Source organism: Ornithinibacillus californiensis (assembly GCF_001038485.1).
In the GTDB taxonomy this organism is placed as follows: Bacteria; Bacillota; Bacilli; order Bacillales; family Amphibacillaceae; genus Ornithinibacillus; species Ornithinibacillus californiensis.
This window is the reverse complement of sequence record NZ_LDUE01000029.1, coordinates 1-18,734: the sequence shown is the minus strand read 5'-3', so window position 1 is coordinate 18,734 and position 18,734 is coordinate 1. Positions and strand designations below refer to the sequence as shown.

Genomic DNA, 18,734 nt, shown 5'->3' with positions numbered 1-18,734 from the left:
AGAGATATCACATGTATAAAAACCAAAAAGGATTTACTTTAATTGAAATGTTAGTCGTATTAATGATTGTATCTGTCTTAATGATACTCATTATCCCTAATCTAGGCAGTAAAAGTAAGGATGTACAAAGCAAAGGCTGCGAAGCGCTTGTGTCCGTTGTACAGACTCAGATAGACGCCTTCTACTTAGAATCCTATACGTATCCAGTTAGCTTAGAAGAGCTGGTGGAGAAAGATTATATTCGCGAAAATCAAATGCAATGCTCTAATAAAAACCTAGATTATAGACCTAGTGAGGGAAAAGTGTATGCGCCAAAAGAAGAAAACACGTAAACAATCAGGGTTCACTCTATTGGAAGTTCTAATAGTACTATCCATTTCGGTAATATTACTATCAATAGCAGTCCCACTAGCTCAACATTTGTTGCAGCAAAAAACGGAGGAAAAGGTACTTCATACATTTCTCTATGACATTCTTTACCTACAAAATCAATCCCTTTTAACAGAAGAACAATATTTACGAATAGCACTTTACAAGAAAAAATACACCATAGTAGGGATTAATAATGAAACTATTGAGCGAGAACTTCCAATTGGCTGGGAAATCGACCGACGAACCTTATCCGATATTTCATTTAATGAAAAAGGATCGATTAGAAAAGCTGGAACGATACAGATAATTACTCCTACCAACAAATACAATGTCGTTTTCCCACTTGGCAAAGGACGTGGTTATATTGAAAAACAGTAATGGCTTTGCCATAACCGAAGCATTAGTATCTTTTACAATCGTTATGGTCCTCTGTATAACCCTCCTTCCACTGTCTTCACTTGTTTCCCAAGAAAGAAATGTTTTAAGTCAAAAAAGGATCGTAATCTACCAATTACATGATGAATTACAAACTGCATTATGGGATGGAATTAATGAAGACATTATTCAACGAAACGTAGGATTCGCATTAGTAACCATTACGTTTTCTTCATCAGAAGGTGGGTTAATCGAGGGTTGTGCGTCATGGGTTAATAGTAGAAATAGGCAGGAAGAGGTATGTCTTTATGGAATCCACGAGAAATGAAGAAGGCTTTACTTTACTAAATCAGTTATTTGTTCTTGCTGTATTGCTACTTTGCATCCCGCTTCAAACAGTTATTTATAAAACCTTAACGGAAGTAACCTACTATGAACAAATTTCGATACAGCAATTTTTCCATTATATTCAAATGGATGTTAATCAAGCAACAACTTATCAATCCGATGGTAACAAAATAATTCTTACTTTGCCCAATGAAGACATCGTTACTTTCGAAGCTTATGGGGCTTTAATACGACGACAAGTTAATCATCAAGGTCATGAAATTTACCTTCGTGATATTCAACAATTTCAAGTCCTCCCTTTACCTTATGGTCTTAAAATTAAAATACAGTCCTTAGAAGGAGAGCATTATGAAAAAGTTATTGCGTTTTATGACTAGTGAAACAGGTATAATCCTCCCCTCTGTTCTATTCTTAACAGCATTTGTCTTAATTAATTTCACATCTAATTTAACCGCCTATCAACATGATTTGAAAATAACGAGCAGCTTAATCGAGCAAGTAAATGCACAAACATTGTACCAAATGGGTTATACATCGTATAAAAATGATTACCTTTCTAATACTATAGTTGAGGAAAACACCGAGTACCAATTCCCAAACGGAAAAGTTGTAGTACATCCAACCCTAATGGAAGATTTCCTTCATTTAACTATCAATATACAGACTCACCGGAACTATAAAGGTTCCTTTCAAAAGTCAATGAAGGTATATTCAGATGAGTAGTCTTTACTTTACTTAACTATTTTTCTAAAAAAATGAAGCCAATTGTTAACAAATTTCAAACTAATAATATGTTTCATTTACAATATTCGTCTACTTGTATATAATAACAATGATGACGTCACCAAAAAGGAGGGGAAAGGATGGACAGAATGTTTCGAGTCCTTGCCTTTTGGACTGGTATTTTTACTGTAATGTTTTATGTTGGTGGAATGACTAACACCGCATTACTATTCCTAGTTCAAACGGTATTTTTCCTAACAGTAAGTTACTTAAAATTATCTGAGCGTATGTACATGTACTTGTTCGGAGCTTATTGTACTGTTTTCATGATAGGTTTTACTTGGTATTCAGAATTTATCTTAGTGCCTGGATTCGGGCATTAAAAAACAAAAACCCTGCTTACATACTTTTCAACTGCAGGGTTTTTGTTTTGCTTATTTTTCTGAAACGAACGGATTATGAAGCTTCTCTTCCCCGATTACTGTCTTTGGCCCATGCCCAGGATAAACTACCGTTTCATCTTCCAGTTTATAAAGTTTGTTTTGGATAGAATCAGTTATAATAGCATAATCTCCTCCAGGTAAATCCGTTCTACCAATCCCTCGATAAAATAATACATCACCACTGAAGATGATATGTTCCTCTTTTACTAGAAAACTTATACTCCCTGGAGAATGACCTGGAGTATATATTACTTCAAAGTCAAACGGCCCTAGCGAAAACCCTCCTGTTTCCAATAAATAATCTGGTGCGTCTGTTTTGGTTTCGGCCCCAATGAAAAATGTAGACCGATTAAGACTTGGATCCATTAACCAGCTGGCTTCCTCACGGTGCATGTAAACCTTAATATGATAATGATGACGCAATTCATCCACTGCACCGATGTGGTCAAAATGTGCATGAGTTAATAAAATGGCAATGGGTTCAATTTTTTCTAGTGATAGCCATTGTATAACTTTATTAGCTTCACCACCAGGATCAATAATAATGGCCTTGTTCTCTTTATATATTATGTAACAATTTGTCCCTAATGGTCCTAATGAAAATTGTTTGATGTTCATACGTATACCCCCTTCTTCCTAAGAATGTGAAGAAATTAGAAATATTTAGTGATATCCTCGACAAAACTAAAAATTTATACTAGAATAAATGTGGTAGTATGATACATATTAATATAAATGATTTTATTAGACAAACAAAGAATTTCAGCATTCTTAAGGAGGTAAATAGTTACAATGTCACCACATATAGTATTAGGTATCATCTTTTTAGTTGTAGCAATCGTGGCAATAGTATCTGTTATTCGTCAGCTAAAATACCGAAACTTTTTAGCACTAGGATTCTCTGTACTTACTGCTCTTGCTTTTGGATTTTTCTCAATAAGTACTATTATTTCCGTATTAAAAGATTCTCTATAATAAAAAAAGCTGCTTCGGCAGCTTTTTTTATTTGTCTTTATTTCTATTTGCTTTCTGGCAATACCAACGACTAGACTAAAACGAACTACTCTCTCCAAAGTAGACTTGCCTATTCTTCATCCTTGAAATTAACAAATCGGAATAGATCACCATAGATAATATCATCTGAATGAGTAAGTTCTTCCTTAACAGTCTCATTCAATGACATACAGGCTTCTGCATCTACCTCTTCCAAAAGCTCTCCACTGCTAAAGTCATAACAGCTATCATTCGTATAAATGTAATCCTCTGTTATATAGTCACCATTTCGAAGTGCGATATAATCTTTCCTATTAGAATTAAATATGTCATTTCCAAAGTAAATGTCATTATCATATTCGATTCCCAACAGATTAAGTATCGTTGGCTTCATATCGATTTGACCGGAGATAGTTGATTTAACTTCACCTTTTCCATGTCCAGGTATATGAATAAACAACGGTACTCGTTGTAACTGTACATGATCATACGGAGTTATTTCTTCCTTTTCTAGATATTGACTCATCGCTTTATTGTGGTTAGAACTAATTCCATAATGGTCACCCATAATAATGATAATAGAGTCTTCGTACATTCCAGAATTTTTTAATAGTGTAAAAAACTCTTCAATAGATTCGTCCATATATCTAACAGTCGGGAAGAAGTTATTTAATGTATTAGAATTTGAATCATAACGATCAATTGATTTATCCTGCTCATCTAACTCAAAAGGAAAATGGTTAGTTAACGTAATAAACTTAGCATAGAAAGGTTCTTCTAATGTTTGTAAATATTTCATGGACTGCTCAAAGAATGGTTTATCCTTTAAGCCCCAACCAATACTATTATTCTCATTTACCTCATATGCCTCTACGTCATAAAAGTAATCAAAACCTAGGTTTGGATACATCTGGTCTCGATTATAGAAGCTATCATTATTCGCATGAAATACTGTAGTATAATATCCTTTTTCTCCTAACATTTCAGGAAGCGCATGGTAATCGTTTTGGGCATGTGTATAAAATACCGCACCTCTTGGTAAAGGATATAACGAGTTCTCTGTTAAAAACTCAGAATCTGATGTTTTGCCTTGTTCGGTTTGATGATAGAAGTTTTCGAAATAATACGTATCCTCATCTTCTACTAAGCTATTTAAAAAAGGCGTTATCTCCTGTCCGTTGACTGTATTGTTAATAACAAAGCTTTGAATAGATTCAGCAGAAATAAATATAACATTTTTACCTTCCGCTACTCCAAATAAGTCTGATTTCCCATCCAGTTCAATAACTGTATCAACATATTCTTTAATACCAGGTAATTCGCTGCCATCCGCAAATACATGCTGAGTTTTTACCTTAGAGTGAAGAACAGCATCATACACATGGTAGTTAAATAACCCAATATACTTAACAAGGTATTCTCGATCAAATGCACGTGTAAATAATTGTGGTCTTTCCATTTCAGCTAAGAAGAAGTTTCCTACCATTAGGGCTAACGATAGAGCTAAAGCAAAAACCTTCCCACTCCTTGGGTAACTCGTAACGCTATTTTCTTGTTGTTTTTTACTTAAATACCAAATAGCTATAACATCAGCAAATAGTAAAATATCGTAAAATTTTATTAGGGATAGGATACTAGACCCTAAATCTCCAGCATTTCCACCTTGCATTAACTGAGGTATGGTAATAAAATCTGAGAACGACCGATAGAATACTAGATTCGCAAAAATCACTAACGTTCCAAATAAAGCCATATACCGTAAATATTTCATTTGTCTTTCGGGTTTCTTAATCCACACACTCAGTGCAAATATTAAAAAAGCCGAGACGAATGGATTGATAAAGAGGATGAACTCCTGCACCGTATTTTCCAATTCAAGACTAAATAGAAAACGATATACAATATAGGTCTTAATTCCAAATATTAGCGTAGCTATTACATATAAAGGAAGCTTTATTCCTTTAATATTCATAACATTTCCTCCTAAGAAACTGTTGCTTTAATATATGATTACTTGTGCATACTGTAACGGCACAAATGTAACCCTTGAAAAACATACTATCCAATAAGACGATTTAAAACACAAAAAGGTTTCAAAATCATGACATTTTTTAGGAGAAATAAAATTTATAGGTTCATTTTTTCCTTGACTAAATAAGCAGCACCAATGATTCCAGCATCATTTCCAAGCTCGGCAATTCTTATTTCACATACTTCACTGGTTCGTGGGAGCGCATATTTTGTAAAGGAATTTTTAATAGGTTGTAACAATGTTTCCCCAGCTTTTGAAACTCCCCCACCGATTAAAATCTTTGATGGATTAAGTGTAGCAGCTAAGTTTGCTAAAACTAATCCTAGGGTGTCTGCGGTAGCAACTATAATTCGGTTACTTTCTTCATCCCCTAGCTCTGCTAATTCGAATACGTGCTTTGCCGTAATTTCTCTATTAGATTGATAGATTTCAGCTAATTTAGAGTTAGGTTCTCCCTCAATCACCTTCATCGCTTGGCGTGCAATACCGGTTGCTGATGCAACAGTTTCAAGACAACCTATACGACCACAATTACATGAATAACCTGTAGGATCAACTGTAATATGACCTATTTCTCCAGCTGTACCGTTAGCTCCATTTAGAATAGAACCTGCAGCAATAATACCGCCACCAACACCAGTACCGAGGGTAACGGCAATGATATCACTTGCTCCGTGACCGGCACCTAACCAGTTCTCTCCTAGCACAGCTATATTCGCGTCATTTTCAACAAATACGGGTAAACCGGTTTTATTAGACATATAGTCCGTTAGCTTCATTTCTTTCCATCCAATGTTTACTGCTTCATAAACATACCCGTTTACACCATCTATAAAACCTGGAGCCCCGATACCAATCCCAAGAATATCTTCTTTACTTATAGATATTTCGGTTATTTTCGATAATACAGATTCCCAAATATCATTAATGACAGAGGTCCCATCTGAGGATTTTTTTGTTTTAATTTCCCACTTCTGAATAATTTCACCACTTATCGTGATCAAACCAATTTTTACTGTAGTACCTCCTATATCTACTCCAACGATTACACTTTTATTCATTGTTTATCACCTTTTTTATGAATTTAACTTGTTCATTTCTTGACGGAGAATAAGGATTGCAAGTCGATACTCTTCCACATCGATTAGACCAAATTTATACATTTCCTTTATCTCATCTAGCATAAGTTCCAAATCAGTTAGTCGATTACCTGTATAGATAAAGGTTCCAAACTTTTTTAACACCTGTTGAACATCATACACTGTTTTCATTTCAATCACCAAATTTTATTATACCAAATTTTCTATAAAGTGATATAGTTTTTCTCCATGAAAAAAGACCCAAATCTCAGCGATCAGGGTCTTGTGGGTGTAGAATAGATGGCCTTTTCCTTTTAAGAGGTATAGGTGTGCGAATGAAAACATCACGAAAGGCACGAAATGAAAATGGTAAAACTGGCCAAAAGTAAGGTATCTCAAATGACTTCATGCGAACAGTATATAAAATCCATAAAAGGGTTCCTATCAGATACCCTTCCACACCAAATGCAGCAGCTGACAGTAATAAGAAGAGGCGAACCATACGATTGGCTAGACTCATTTCGTAACTAGGTGTTGCATATGTTCCAATTGCTGCAATCGCAAGGTATAAGATAACTTCATATGAAAATAAACCTACCTCAATTGCGACTTGTCCAATTAAGATTGCTGCAACTAATCCGATCGCTGTAGCTAGCGATGTTGGCGTATGAATGGCGGCCATCCGTAGAATATCAATACCTAATTCAGCAATAATAAATTGAAGTAAGATTGGAACGGTCCCAAGCTCATTAGGGCCAATGAATTCCATCCCCTTAGGCAGGAGTTCTGGATTGACAGAGAACAAATAATATAACGGCAAAATAAAAATAGATAACCATACTGCAATGAATCGTACAAATCGTAAATACGCTCCAACTATTGGCTTTTGTCGATATTCTTCCGCATGCTGTAGATGATGCCAATAGGTTGTCGGAGTAATCATGACACTTGGAGAACCATCTATAAACAGTAATATGTGTCCTTCATACAAGTGTGCAGCCGCTGTATCAGGCCTTTCGGTATATCGAACGGTCGGAAATGGATTCCAATGTCGACCGCTAATATACTCTTCAATTGTTTTTTCCGCCATTGGCAAACCATCTGTATCGATTTCTTTCAATTTACTTTTAAGATCTTTTACCCTATTCTCATCTGCAATATCCTCTAAATAACATATACAAATGTCAGTAAGTGATCTTCTACCAATTTGCATGTATTCCATTCGCAATGAACGATCACGAACTCTTCTTCTGGTAAGAGCAGTATTAAAAACAATTGTTTCTACATATCCATCTCTTGAACCTCTGACAACTCTCTCTAAATCCGGCTCTCCAGGTGAACGTACAGGATACGTTCTAGCATCAATAATAATAACCTTATTAATACCTTCCACTATTAGAGCAGTTGGCCCGCCTAATACCGTGTCCGCTGCCTGATTCAGATCATCAACTTGATCTAATTCAATATATGGAATATATCGCTTCATTAATTTAGTAAGTGCATCTGGTTCCAAATCATCGGGTTCAAGTTTTGCTAAAAATTTCATGAGTAAATGTAAAATGTCATCTTTAGCAAATCCATCGATAAAAAACATGGACATCTTTCTGTCTGCATACTCTAAGTCTAAATTGACGATATCAAAGCTCTTATCCACTTGTAAACGGTCTTGCATATAGGAGTTGTTCTGTTCATAGGTCGAAAATAAAGGTTGTTTTTCTTTTTCCATAATTCCTCCATGCAAACATTTATTCATTACTCTATTTTTTGCATGTCTACTATTTCTATTCACTCTCCTTATTCATAATCTATTATTTGACTTCATATAATGAATAAACTATTTCTAGTAAGGATGAGAAAAGATGAAGAAATTATTAATTATCCTACTGTTTATATCGATTACAACCGCCGGAATCTATTACGCACAAGAAGTAAAAAGCACACCTACGATAACGTATTTCCCCATTGATTATCGGACAAGCTTTGATTCAGCTAAAACCAACTTAGAACTATATTCCTCAGATGACAATAATGCTTATGAGATTCTGTGGCATGTAAAATCTAAGTCGGAGACTCCGATGTATTTAAGACAAGATGTGTCTCTACTATTTGCAGATGGGAAACTAATGGGGATGCGTAGCCAGTGGAGAGAAAATACAGATACGATTCAGTTTAGGGAGAAGTTTTCTTCCGATAAGAATCATCAATGGGAGACTATTACATTTCATTACGGAGAAATCCATACGAATGAAGATATTAATAGTATTCAGCACATGTCCCACGATCAACTCTATGTTTTTAAAGAACACACACGCTTTATTGGTTTTCATAGTAATCAGTCCAATCTGATTACGAAGCTATTATTAGATGAATCAATGAAAGAGAATTTACTGGCACATTGGCAAGATCTACTATTTCACTTTCACCTAGATATTAATAATTACTATAGTATTCCGCTTACCAGTCTCTATCGATACCAGGAGAATCCGCTTCCTACTTTAAATCAAAAAAATACAGACCGTGTTATCGGTCAGCTATGGGAAGGTCTATATAAAAACTACATTATTCCAAATATTGATTCCAAAGAAAATCTCAACAGTTTTATGCCTCTAATTCTAATTGATAAAAACGGAGAATCACTTCTTGTAATATACGAGATAAACGGTAAGAAGGAAAAACTTATTCAAAAAATTAGGTGATTAGTACAAATGTACTTAATCACCTTTTAATTTTTCACCTGTAATAGTTTCATACATCTCTTCAACGTTATTGTCACTTGGTTTTAATTCATAAGCTTGTTTAATCATCGCTTCTGCTTTGCTATCGCCTAATTCATGATAAAGTATCGCCAGGTTATAAAAAGCTTCAGGAAGCTCATTTGGATTTTCTAATACTTGAATGCATTGTTCTAAGTCTACGACAGCTAGTTCAATTTCATTTAACTGGATGTAGGCGTAAGAACGTTGAAACAGTAAGATAGCTTCCATGTCATCTGGGTCTTCTAATCCTTTTGAGGCACTCTCTACAACTTCTTCATAACGTTCCTCTAGTAAGAGTCTATCAATGTTCATCAAATGATAACTTGCATCTGCATTATTATACTGAATTGCAAATGTATAAAGACCGTTTGCTAATACAAAGTAAACAATTAAGGAAACAACCTGCACTACCATTTTTCTTTTCTTTGGAAAATGTACAATACCAGCAGCAACGAAACCAGCAATTAAACCGCCAAAATGAGCAGCAACATCCAATTGAGGCAACACAAACCCTAAAATGACATTTATTCCAAGTAGGATAAGAATATCCTTGCCTATTGTTTGAAAAAAGATTCGTTTGTGGAATAGTCCAAAATATATAAAGGCACCAAATAATCCGTATAGTGCTCCAGATGCTCCAGCAGATAGGTTAGTGACAAATGTAAAACTGGTGATTCCACCACCAATTCCGGCTAGTAGAAAGATAAAAAGGAATCGTGATGAACCGTAGATTTTTTCGGCCAGTGATCCAAAATAGAAAAGAAATAACATATTGGAAGCAAAATGAATCAAGCCAATATGTAAAAACATAGAGGTTATTATTCTCCACCATTCACCTTCGATAATAAGTGGATTATACTTGGCCCCATATTCAATCAATGTAGTATGGTTCTCGCTTCCTCCATTTAATTCTAGAAGTAGGAATAGGATAGCATTTATAACTATCAATAAATAAGTAACAATTGGTTTACCATAGCTTAGAATACTTTCTTCTTTTTTCTTTTTCTCCTGCATTAATTTGTATAGTGCTAACTTTTTCCGATTAACTGTCTCTTCCATTTGATCCACTGCAACTGTTTCCGAATCATCTACAAAGGAGACATGAATATTTTTCTCTAGTCTATTACGCTCAGGAAAAACTTCCTCACCAGATAAATAATACGTCATCATACGGATGGGGTTCTTCTCTTGAAAGACCAGTGGTTTTTTAAGAATTTCCCAGTCATCGATAGGTGTATGTGGGGAAATATAAACATTATGTACCGTTACATCTTTTCCTTTAAGCAATTTACGCATGGCACTAGTTTTTTGGAATACAATGGCTATATCTTTTTTTAAGTGGTTTTTCCAATCGAATCCTATGGTTGAGATTCTTACAATTTTTGATGTTTTGTCCGCATACTTTTCCAGCCAAATCTCTTCCATGTTATTGTTTAGATATAAGATTTGAAAATCGCTTTCTGTAACTAATTGATGTGCATACGTGTACATAATATATTTTGCTGTTTGCTCAGTTTGCTCCATTTGCTCCCCTCCCTTATTTATCATATCAAATACTATTGATAATTGCTTTTCTTATAAATCTACACATAAAAAAAGAAGCTGTTTAATCAGCCTCTTTGTGCAAGTGTTTAGGTAGTTGAGTCTGTAGTCTCTTTAAATATACTCGGTAGAATGTTCTTTCTAATCGATGGTAAATTCATGGAGATGGAAACAGCCAATTTTCTTAAAAAACTAACAGCAAGCATAGCATTCATAATCTTATATCGCCACTTATAAACCATGGAGAGGGCTGCTATCATCGCTGTAATTACCATAAGAACTCTCATTTAAACACCCCTTTTAAAGGTTTGGTGTTTATAGTCTTTTCAATAGGCATAGAAAATATTCGGTGCAAGAGTTTTATTTCAACTGGCCACTCTCTGAAATTAAGTGATGAACCGCTATATCATGAGATTCAACCGGTATATGGTCCATAATCTGCTTATCACTTAATAGGGATAGCGTTTCCCCTGAATAATTCTGGAGAAATCGATCATAATAACCGCCACCAAAACCGATACGGTAACCATCTAAATTAAAAACAATTCCAGGTACGATTACTAAATCAATCAAATTTTTAGCAACTTTATTTTCTTCTAAAGGTTTAGGCTCTAAAAGGTTATAATAGACAGATTCTAATTCATCAAAATTATGTAATTGGTAAAAAACAAGTTTCTTGTCGTCAGGAAAACATTTGGGAACTACTATTTTTTTACCTTGTTCCCAACCCGCTTCTATTATTCTCCTCGTATCCCATTCGAAGCCTCTTGAAATGGTCACACCAATAGTAGTTGCCCGTTTCCAGTAAATGGAACTAATTAAGTTTCTCAATAGGTTTTCTTCAACTTGATGATTTTCCTCGTTGGATAGCTTCTTTAGTTGAGCTATAACCTGCTTTCTAATTTCTTCTTTTCGCAAAATCGCTACCTCCTTCTATTTAAGAATGTAGAAAAAGCTTGCTCTATAATAGTAAGAGCAAGCTTTTAATTGTGAACAATTATTTTGTTTCACGGTGTAACGTATGTTTTTTTAGACGTGGACAATATTTCATAAGCTCAATACGCTCAGGATTTGTACGCTTATTTTTTGTAGTAATGTAGTTACGTTCTCCTGTTTCAGTACAAGCTAAAGTAATGTTTACGCGCATGTTTTTCCCTCCAAACTTATAGTAAACTTGCATTAATCGCATGCTATTAGTTCTTTTCAGACTTATTAATAATAGCAGATGTTTGGCAATCAATCAAGTACATGGAAAAAATTTATGGTTCCCTCATGTCGAATTGTGTGATATAACTAGTAATGTATATGAATGGAGGTAAATAAGATGATTATCGCAGGAGTAACAATTGCCGTTATAGCGATTGCTTTGTTTATTCTTTCCTTTTTCATGAACGATCGTTTCGAAAAAATCGAAAGTGAAATTGAGCAACTGTCTATGTCAACGATGCAGGATACGTATCAATTAAAGAAAAAAGTAAAAGTTTTAGAGGAAGAATTACTAACGGAAGAATATCAAGAGGCTGATTTCTATTAATCTAGTAAAGCAGGGAGAATAAAATGAAACATACCATACGAGCATTTGCTGTTGGACTATTAACTGCTGCACTAATTATGCTAGTTGTTAATTACTTTTCCAATGGCTCCACACAAGATTTATCCGAAATGCCTATAGAGGATATTATTGAGGATTTAAAGGATAAAGGATACCGAGTACTTTCAGAGACAGAGTATATTTCCTTATCTTTGAATGGTGAAGTTAAAAAGAACGAAACAGAGATTGCTTCAGAAACGGAAGAAACTTCAACTGAAGAGTCAACACAAGAAACCTCTGAAGAGAATCAGGAAGAAACTAATTCTGATGATGAAAGTTCCATAGGAGATACATCAACTTCAAACGAGGAAGAACAACAAGAAGAGTCAGTAAACACATATACAGTCACAATACAATCTGGTATGGCGCCGTCTACTATTAGTAACGAACTTGAAGCAAACGGTATAGTTAATGATGCTGATGAGTTTATTTCCTACTTAGAGGATGAGGGCTATGTCGTTCGTATTCAGCTTGGTGACTTCACCCTAACGAGTGATATGAGCCACTTCGAAATAGCTGAGGCTCTTACTAAATAAGAAAAGGAAGGGGTTATTTACAACCTCTTCCTTTTTACGTATTTAATCATTTAAATCTACGATCTCACCTTTTACTAAGAACAAAATACTTTCCCCTATATTCGTAATATGGTCTGCAAATCTCTCGATATAACGTGCACAAAAAGCAATTTGCATTACATACTGTATTTGCTCAGAATTTATTGCAGTTTTACTTAGCATATCTGTTACTACCTGCTTATAAAGCTTATCAACTTTGTCGTCCATCTCTGCTAACTTTTGTGCAACTGATATATCTTCATTCTGGAAAGCACTAATAGCTGTTTCTAACATGATTAATGTCGTATCACGCATAGTGAGTAGTTCCATTGGTAATTCAGTCTGATAATGACTTCCCAATCGGATAGTTGATTTTGCGATATTTTTTGCATTGTCTCCCATCCGCTCAATGTCTGTTACAATTCGAAGTGCTATAATTAATCTACGTAAATCGGTTGCCACCGGTTGCTGTTTAGCAATTAATAATATTACCTTGTCATTAATTGCCGCTTCTTCCTTATCAATTAATTTGTCATCATTTACAATGTTCTTTGCTAAATTGATGTCTTGATTAAATAATGCATCGATTGATTCTTTTAGCCCCTTATTAGCGCGCTTTGCTAGTCGAATAATATCATTATCTAATTCCTTTAATTCGGAATGAAACTGTTCTCTACTACGCATAATATCGCTCCCCTACAATGTTTACCATCATCTATATGGTAAAGTTCTTATATGTAGTAAGTATTAAAACAATGTAAATTTAACGTAAAGAAAAACCCTAAAGCCGTATTGGATTAGGGTTTGTTATGTTATTATTCACTATCTTGATCATCCAATTGCTCGTTTTGTTCACTTTCCTCACTAACCTCATTCACCGCTCCTTTTGCTCGTTTCTCTTTTAAATCAAAATAAGCTTCAAAAATTTGTCGTGTAATAACGCTATTGATCGAAGTCTCATCTAAATCTAAATATGGAACAATTACAGATACGGCGATTTCAGGATTATCAAAAGGTGCATAGGCAACCATGGTTAAATTAATTTTTTCTATTTGTTCTCCGTTCTCATAGAATACATTCTGAGCTGTTCCTGTTTTTCCGGCAGCATTAAAGTCAGTGTCTTTAAAGTAGCTATAAGCGGTACCACCGGGCCCTTGGAACACTTGGCGAAAACCTTCTTGAACCCGTTTTAATTCTGTTTCATCCATAACAATCTTATTGAGTATATTCGGATTCATTGCTCGATAAACTGTACCAAGTCCATCTTCTTCCGATGTTGGATTACGAACTTCATTAACAAATCGTGGTTGAACGCGATAACCTCCGTTTGCAATGGTAGAAGTGTACTGTGCCAATTGCAATGCGGAATAGGTATCATACTGGCCGAAAGCAAGAAACATCAGTTGACCAGCCCCATTAGGTAGAACCTCACCAACCACACCTACAGTTTCCTGAGGAAAGTCAACCCCTGTTTTAACACCAAGTCCAAATTGATTAAAATAATACCGCATATCATAAAATCCCTGTGGGTTAAATCTTATCGATTCTCCTGGTTGGTAATTATATTCGCCACCCATCCTCATGGCAATATACGCCATGTAAATGTTTGAAGACTGCCTTAATGCATCTAAATCATTTACCCAACCTAGGTTTTTCCATGAACTCATAGTAGGTGATCCTGCAACTTTAATTGGCGTATCATATTCCCGATGCCCTGGACTAATTACACCAGAATCGTAACCTGCAAGTACTGTTGCACCCTTTATGGTAGACCCTGGTATATGGGCGTCATAAAGGGCTCGATAAGGAGCGTCATAGTATCTTTCGTTTTTTGCATCATAACTTTGCCCACTTACAGCTAGTAATTCACCAGTATTCGGATTCATTACAACCGCTATGGCATCTTTTAAATAACGATTATTTCCACCTTGCTTTGCAGCCTTCAATTCAGAAAGAAGAATATCATCTACCATTTGTTGAAATTCCATGTCAAGTGTTAGAATTAAATCCTTACCACTTTCACCTGGAACAACCACTTCTGAGTCCAAAATCACGCCACTTTTACTCATCGTATATTTTACTTGTTCTTTACGGCCTCTAAGTATATCTTCATATTGTAATTCCAAACCATCTGATCCCACTCGATCATTTCGGTTATACCCCTTTGCCAAATAATAATCTACTTTTTCAGCAGGTATCCCTTCTTTTTCAGTAGTAATGCCACCAATTAAACTCTTTATTGTATTCCCATAAGGATGTTCTCGAACCCAGTCGGTTGTTGCGTTAATTCCTGGGAGTACAGCCAGATGTTCTGCTACTCTAGCATACTCTTCTGGTGTTACATTTTCACTTTTGACAATTTGTGGAGTTAATGCATAAGCACGGTCTAATTCTTTCTTAATTAAGATGATTTCTTCATCCTGTTCAGTCAGATTATCATATTCCTCTTCCGTAATTCGGTCGAGTATAGTCTGATATTGCTCAGCTGGCTTCATATCAGCAGCTTCTTGGAGCGATAATTTATCTTTCACTTTATCTTGATTCTCATCTAGGAGATACCAATATTCTTTTTTATCTCTATCGGTAATTCTGTTTATTTGCTTTTCTTTTTCGATAGGGTCTGGATGAAACATATCAATATACTGCGAAAGTTTCACAGCTACTTCCAAGCGGTCTTTTGCCTGCACACCTTTTTGAGGGGTATACGTAATGGCATACATAGGTTTATTCTTTGCGACCACATTATAATTTCTATCATAAATTTCTCCACGTGGTACCGGTAATTTAGTAGTATCCTGCGTTGTACGATTGATCTCTTCTTGGAAATCTTCCCCATTAAGGATTTGAACTACCCCAAGCTGTAAAATAAGTACAGCAAACAATAGGAATACGACGAAAAATAAAATGTTTAATCGAAAGGGAAGTTGTGCTACTTTCTTTTTATTCTTCTTCATTTCTTCTCCCCCAAAATAATGTTTTACGTTCATCTATTTGTTCATTATAACACTAATTATTGAGGAGTTTAACGATTTTTTTCATCTGAGATTTGATCCTTAATCAGTACATCCTTTTTATTTCCCGTATTAGGTAAAAAGATCTTTCTTATTGATAAGTATACGCCTAAATGCAGAGCACCAAATACTACTAAAAGAATTGGAATAATGGTCTCCGAATCAAAAAATGTAATGCCGACTATAAAAATAATTATAGACGTTACCCTACCTATATTAGTGAATAGCTCTCTAACCACGATATATTCAATTCGCAATTCACCCGCTTTCCATGACTTACCAATCACATCATATGTCAACGAAATGTACGGCACATTTACTATTGGGTAAGCAATTCCAATGATAATTCCATATATAATTAATGTAAAATAGCTTGCATGGGTAAGAATGATAAATAAAGAAAGGTAAAGCATTAAACTTCCTATTAAGATGGCATTTTTTCTCTTTGTCGGTTTAATAAACTTGGTAGCCAGAAAATAAAAAACAAAAGAAAATCCAGAGAAGTAAAGATTAAACATCCCTAACGATAGTTCACTTTGTGTTACAATATAAACCCATATAGTAATAACAAATAGAAATATACCTTCGCGTAGTCCTTGAAACAAATGCGCGTTCAATATACGATTCCAGTTTTTATTATGTTTCTTTTCTTCTACAACTCGTTTAAATAAGTATATCCCCTCAGCAGGTCTTCTCTTTAAGAAGAAACTACATGCTACCGCACAAATAAATAATATAAATGAGACTGTAAATATGGTGCTATAGCCAATATTAGCTGGCATTTTAGATATGATGTACCCGGCAGAAAAAGGTCCTATCATCCCACCTAATGATTGCAGAACTCCGAGAAATCCATTAAAAAAATCTCTCGTTTCAGGTTCTGTGATTTCAAATGTTAACACATTAAAAGCCAACCAATAAAACCCATAACCAATTCCTAACAAACTGCCTAATAAGATGTTAAAATAAGCTGCACTTTCTCCAATCATTAATACACTCAAAAAAAACAAGGATAAAAAGGTAACACCTAACCTTAAAACAACAACACGATCAACCTTTTTCGCTATTTTACCTGCCATAATAAACGTTAGTGGCTGCAAAACAAAGATAGCCAGATTATAAAAGGCTATCGTAAAGTAATTTCCTTCTGCTTGTTTCCAAAGATAAATGTTTACAAATGTATTGGATAAATAGATCCCTAAAGAATATAGGCCGCCAATGACTAATAAAAGTATAAGATCTCGGTTAATTTCTGTCTTACCAATTACATATTGTAAGGTTTTATGCATATTGAATTGCTCCTTTTCTCTCTTTCATTAGTGTAAGCAATTCAATTTGAGATATACGAAAAGAAAAAAGATGCCTCATGAGTTTATTCCTCATGAGGCATCTTACAAAGTACTTATTTTGCTTCGTTTAAGTTTTTAGCAACTTCATCCCAGTTAACTACGTTCCAGAATGCTGAAATATAGTCAGGGCGTCTGTTTTGATAATTTAAGTAGTAAGCATGCTCCCAAACATCTAAGCCTAGGATTGGTGTTTTACCTTCCATTAAAGGAGAGTCCTGATTCGGAGTGCTTGTTACTTCAAGCTCACCATTATTAACTACTAACCAAGCCCAACCAGAGCCGAAACGACCTTTAGCTGCATTCCCAAATTCTTCTTTGAATTTGTCTAGGCTACCAAACTTAGCATTGATTTTCTCAGCTAGTTCTCCTGTTGGTTCTCCGCCTCCATTTGGCGATAATACCTTCCAGAATAGACTGTGGTTAGCATGGCCACCACCATTATTACGTACAGCTGTACGAATATTCTCTGGAAGTGCATCTAGATTACTTACAAGCTCTTCTAAAGATTTTCCTGCAAGATCTGCTTGCCCTTCTAGTGCAGCATTTAGATTTGTCACATAAGTATTATGATGCTTTGTATGATGGATGTTCATTGTTTCTTTGTCAACATGCGGCTCTAATGCATCATATGCATAAGGTAATTCTGGTAATTCAAATTTAGCCATAAAGAAATCCTCCTTCAATAATATGTTATATAAGGATATAATACCCTTTACATGAAAGGTTATCAGAGGTTTCCAGTTCTTGCAAATTTTTTGCCCTATAATAGTGGTTATATGAGTTGTGTAGTATATCGAAATAGAAAAATATGCAAAAAAATAACAAGCATGATAGCTTGTACATTTAATGGTGGCTCGGGACGGAATCGAACCGCCGACACACGGATTTTCAGTCCGTTGCTCTACCGACTGAGCTACCGAGCCAATATTTTATAAAGTTAATAAGTATAATTAGTTACACATACCACTTTTTGACCCCTGCATCTACTAGCTTATTCAAGGAAGTGTATGCTTCGGGGTTACTCGTAGCGGATTCGGTAGATGTAATGCTTGTTGCTCTACCGACTGAGCTACCGAGCCAATATTTTATAAAGTTAATAAGTATAATTAGTTTCACATACCACGTTTTGACCCCTGCATCTGCAAGCTTATTTAAAGATGTTTATGCTCCGGGGTTACTAGTTGCGGACTGAGCTACTAATAAATATGTATGGAGGAGGTAGAGGGATTCGAACCCCCGCGCGGTTTGACCCGCCTGTCGGTTTTCAAGACCGATCCCTTCAGCCAGACTTGGGTATACCTCCGAGTTTTAAATGGTGGACCCTGCAGGACTCGAACCTGCGACCGATCGGTTATGAGCCGATAGCTCTAACCAACTGAGCTAAGGGTCCTAATGTAATATGGGGCGATCGGTGGGAATCGAACCCACGAGTGCCGGAGCCACAATCCGGTGCGTTAACCCCTTCGCCACGACCGCCATGATGTTTTTGTTTAAAAGTAAATGGTAGCGGCGGAGGGGATCGAACCCACGACCTCACGGGTATGAACCGTACGCTCTCGCCAGCTG

Annotated in this window: 23 protein-coding genes and 4 tRNA genes; 10 read left to right on the top strand and 17 right to left on the bottom strand. The window is 35.5% G+C overall.

Going from position 1 to position 18,734, the window contains the following annotated elements; all coding sequences use genetic code 11:
* The first annotated feature begins 11 nt into the window (after positions 1-11).
* From comGC to TE34_RS07145, 6 genes are all read left to right on the top strand, one after another.
* Positions 12-332: a competence type IV pilus major pilin ComGC gene (gene comGC, locus TE34_RS07170; protein ID WP_047984142.1), complete on the top strand. Its 321-nt coding sequence runs from the start codon at positions 12-14 to the stop codon at positions 330-332.
* Positions 307-750, top strand: a complete 444-nt coding sequence (gene comGD / locus TE34_RS07165; protein ID WP_047984141.1) for a competence type IV pilus minor pilin ComGD — start codon at positions 307-309, stop codon at positions 748-750. The genes comGC and comGD overlap by 26 nt, the downstream gene beginning before the upstream one ends.
* Complete coding sequence (locus TE34_RS07160) at positions 737-1,075, top strand: hypothetical protein (RefSeq protein ID WP_047984140.1); 339 nt, start codon at positions 737-739, stop codon at positions 1,073-1,075. Before comGD ends, TE34_RS07160 begins: the two co-directional genes overlap by 14 nt.
* Positions 1,056-1,472 (top strand): competence type IV pilus minor pilin ComGF, encoded by a 417-nt coding sequence (locus TE34_RS20205; protein ID WP_053074994.1) that lies wholly within the window; start codon positions 1,056-1,058, stop codon positions 1,470-1,472. Before TE34_RS07160 ends, TE34_RS20205 begins: the two co-directional genes overlap by 20 nt.
* Positions 1,444-1,818, top strand: a complete 375-nt coding sequence (locus TE34_RS07150; RefSeq protein WP_047984139.1) for a hypothetical protein — start codon at positions 1,444-1,446, stop codon at positions 1,816-1,818. Before TE34_RS20205 ends, TE34_RS07150 begins: the two co-directional genes overlap by 29 nt.
* Positions 1,819-1,958: 140 nt before the next feature.
* Positions 1,959-2,201 (top strand): DUF2626 domain-containing protein, encoded by a 243-nt coding sequence (locus TE34_RS07145; protein ID WP_042145920.1) that lies wholly within the window; start codon positions 1,959-1,961, stop codon positions 2,199-2,201.
* 51 nt (positions 2,202-2,252) lie between these two features.
* Here TE34_RS07145 and TE34_RS07140 read toward each other — a convergent pair whose 3' ends face one another.
* Positions 2,253-2,879: an MBL fold metallo-hydrolase gene (locus tag TE34_RS07140; RefSeq protein ID WP_047984138.1), complete on the bottom strand. Its 627-nt coding sequence runs from the start codon at positions 2,877-2,879 to the stop codon at positions 2,253-2,255.
* 174 nt (positions 2,880-3,053) lie between these two features.
* Here TE34_RS07140 and TE34_RS07135 point away from each other — a divergent pair, with 174 nt between their 5' ends.
* Positions 3,054-3,236, top strand: a complete 183-nt coding sequence (locus TE34_RS07135; RefSeq protein ID WP_047984137.1) for a DUF2759 family protein — start codon at positions 3,054-3,056, stop codon at positions 3,234-3,236.
* Between the two features lie 109 nt (positions 3,237-3,345).
* Here TE34_RS07135 and TE34_RS07130 read toward each other — a convergent pair whose 3' ends face one another.
* The 4 genes from TE34_RS07130 to TE34_RS07115 all read right to left on the bottom strand — a co-directional run bounded on the left by TE34_RS07130 (position 3,346) and on the right by TE34_RS07115 (position 8,091).
* Positions 3,346-5,226, bottom strand: coding sequence for an LTA synthase family protein (locus tag TE34_RS07130; RefSeq protein WP_047984136.1), 1,881 nt, complete (start codon positions 5,224-5,226; stop codon positions 3,346-3,348).
* Positions 5,227-5,381: 155 nt separating this feature from the next.
* Positions 5,382-6,347 (bottom strand): ROK family glucokinase, encoded by a 966-nt coding sequence (locus TE34_RS07125; protein WP_047984135.1) that lies wholly within the window; start codon positions 6,345-6,347, stop codon positions 5,382-5,384.
* A 15-nt stretch (positions 6,348-6,362) separates the two neighbouring features.
* The gene (locus TE34_RS07120; protein WP_047984134.1) at positions 6,363-6,557 is read right to left on the bottom strand and encodes a YqgQ family protein; all 195 of its coding nucleotides are present in this window, start codon (positions 6,555-6,557) and stop codon (positions 6,363-6,365) included.
* A gap of 76 nt (positions 6,558-6,633) precedes the next feature.
* Entirely contained in the window at positions 6,634-8,091 is a 1,458-nt protein-coding gene (locus TE34_RS07115; RefSeq protein ID WP_047984133.1) for a spore germination protein, read from the bottom strand.
* A gap of 133 nt (positions 8,092-8,224) precedes the next feature.
* On the opposite strand from TE34_RS07115, the gene TE34_RS07110 reads away from it, so the two are divergent.
* Positions 8,225-9,061, top strand: a complete 837-nt coding sequence (locus tag TE34_RS07110; RefSeq protein WP_047984132.1) for a hypothetical protein — start codon at positions 8,225-8,227, stop codon at positions 9,059-9,061.
* Between the two features lie 15 nt (positions 9,062-9,076).
* Here the strand turns inward: TE34_RS07110 and TE34_RS07105 are convergent, their stop codons facing one another.
* The 4 genes from TE34_RS07105 to rpmG all read right to left on the bottom strand — a co-directional run bounded on the left by TE34_RS07105 (position 9,077) and on the right by rpmG (position 11,810).
* On the bottom strand, positions 9,077-10,645 hold the full coding sequence (locus TE34_RS07105) for a rhomboid family intramembrane serine protease (RefSeq protein WP_047984131.1): 1,569 nt from the start codon (positions 10,643-10,645) through the stop codon (positions 9,077-9,079).
* 107 nt (positions 10,646-10,752) lie between these two features.
* Positions 10,753-10,950 carry a hypothetical protein gene (locus TE34_RS07100; RefSeq protein WP_047984130.1) on the bottom strand — a complete coding sequence of 66 codons (198 nt, stop codon included), beginning with the start codon at positions 10,948-10,950 and terminating at the stop codon, positions 10,753-10,755.
* A gap of 73 nt (positions 10,951-11,023) precedes the next feature.
* Entirely contained in the window at positions 11,024-11,581 is a 558-nt protein-coding gene (locus tag TE34_RS07095) for a 5-formyltetrahydrofolate cyclo-ligase (protein ID WP_047984129.1), read from the bottom strand.
* 79 nt (positions 11,582-11,660) lie between these two features.
* Positions 11,661-11,810 carry a 50S ribosomal protein L33 gene (gene rpmG, locus TE34_RS07090; protein WP_042145937.1) on the bottom strand — a complete coding sequence of 50 codons (150 nt, stop codon included), beginning with the start codon at positions 11,808-11,810 and terminating at the stop codon, positions 11,661-11,663.
* Positions 11,811-11,987: 177 nt separating this feature from the next.
* On the opposite strand from rpmG, the gene TE34_RS07085 reads away from it, so the two are divergent.
* A complete protein-coding gene (locus TE34_RS07085) occupies positions 11,988-12,197 on the top strand; it encodes a hypothetical protein (protein ID WP_047984128.1) in 210 nt (69 codons plus the stop codon).
* 23 nt (positions 12,198-12,220) lie between these two features.
* Positions 12,221-12,790, top strand: coding sequence for a hypothetical protein (locus tag TE34_RS21205; protein ID WP_047984127.1), 570 nt, complete (start codon positions 12,221-12,223; stop codon positions 12,788-12,790).
* Positions 12,791-12,832: 42 nt separating this feature from the next.
* Here TE34_RS21205 and phoU read toward each other — a convergent pair whose 3' ends face one another.
* The 8 genes from phoU to TE34_RS07035 form a co-directional block, all read right to left on the bottom strand.
* A complete protein-coding gene (gene phoU, locus TE34_RS07075) occupies positions 12,833-13,492 on the bottom strand; it encodes a phosphate signaling complex protein PhoU (RefSeq protein ID WP_047984126.1) in 660 nt (219 codons plus the stop codon).
* A 131-nt stretch (positions 13,493-13,623) separates the two neighbouring features.
* Complete coding sequence (locus TE34_RS07070) at positions 13,624-15,762, bottom strand: peptidoglycan D,D-transpeptidase FtsI family protein (protein WP_047984125.1); 2,139 nt, start codon at positions 15,760-15,762, stop codon at positions 13,624-13,626.
* Positions 15,763-15,830: 68 nt separating this feature from the next.
* Positions 15,831-17,108, bottom strand: coding sequence for an MFS transporter (locus tag TE34_RS07065; RefSeq protein ID WP_047984124.1), 1,278 nt, complete (start codon positions 17,106-17,108; stop codon positions 15,831-15,833).
* A gap of 113 nt (positions 17,109-17,221) precedes the next feature.
* A complete protein-coding gene (sodA, locus tag TE34_RS07060; protein WP_047984123.1) occupies positions 17,222-17,833 on the bottom strand; it encodes a superoxide dismutase SodA in 612 nt (203 codons plus the stop codon).
* Positions 17,834-18,015: 182 nt separating this feature from the next.
* Positions 18,016-18,091 (bottom strand) — tRNA-Phe (locus tag TE34_RS07055).
* A gap of 287 nt (positions 18,092-18,378) precedes the next feature.
* Positions 18,379-18,471: transfer RNA gene (locus tag TE34_RS07045), tRNA-Ser, on the bottom strand.
* 10 nt (positions 18,472-18,481) lie between these two features.
* Positions 18,482-18,558 (bottom strand) — tRNA-Ile (locus tag TE34_RS07040).
* A gap of 10 nt (positions 18,559-18,568) precedes the next feature.
* Positions 18,569-18,644: transfer RNA gene (locus TE34_RS07035), tRNA-His, on the bottom strand.
* Between the last annotated feature and the right edge of the window lie 90 nt (positions 18,645-18,734).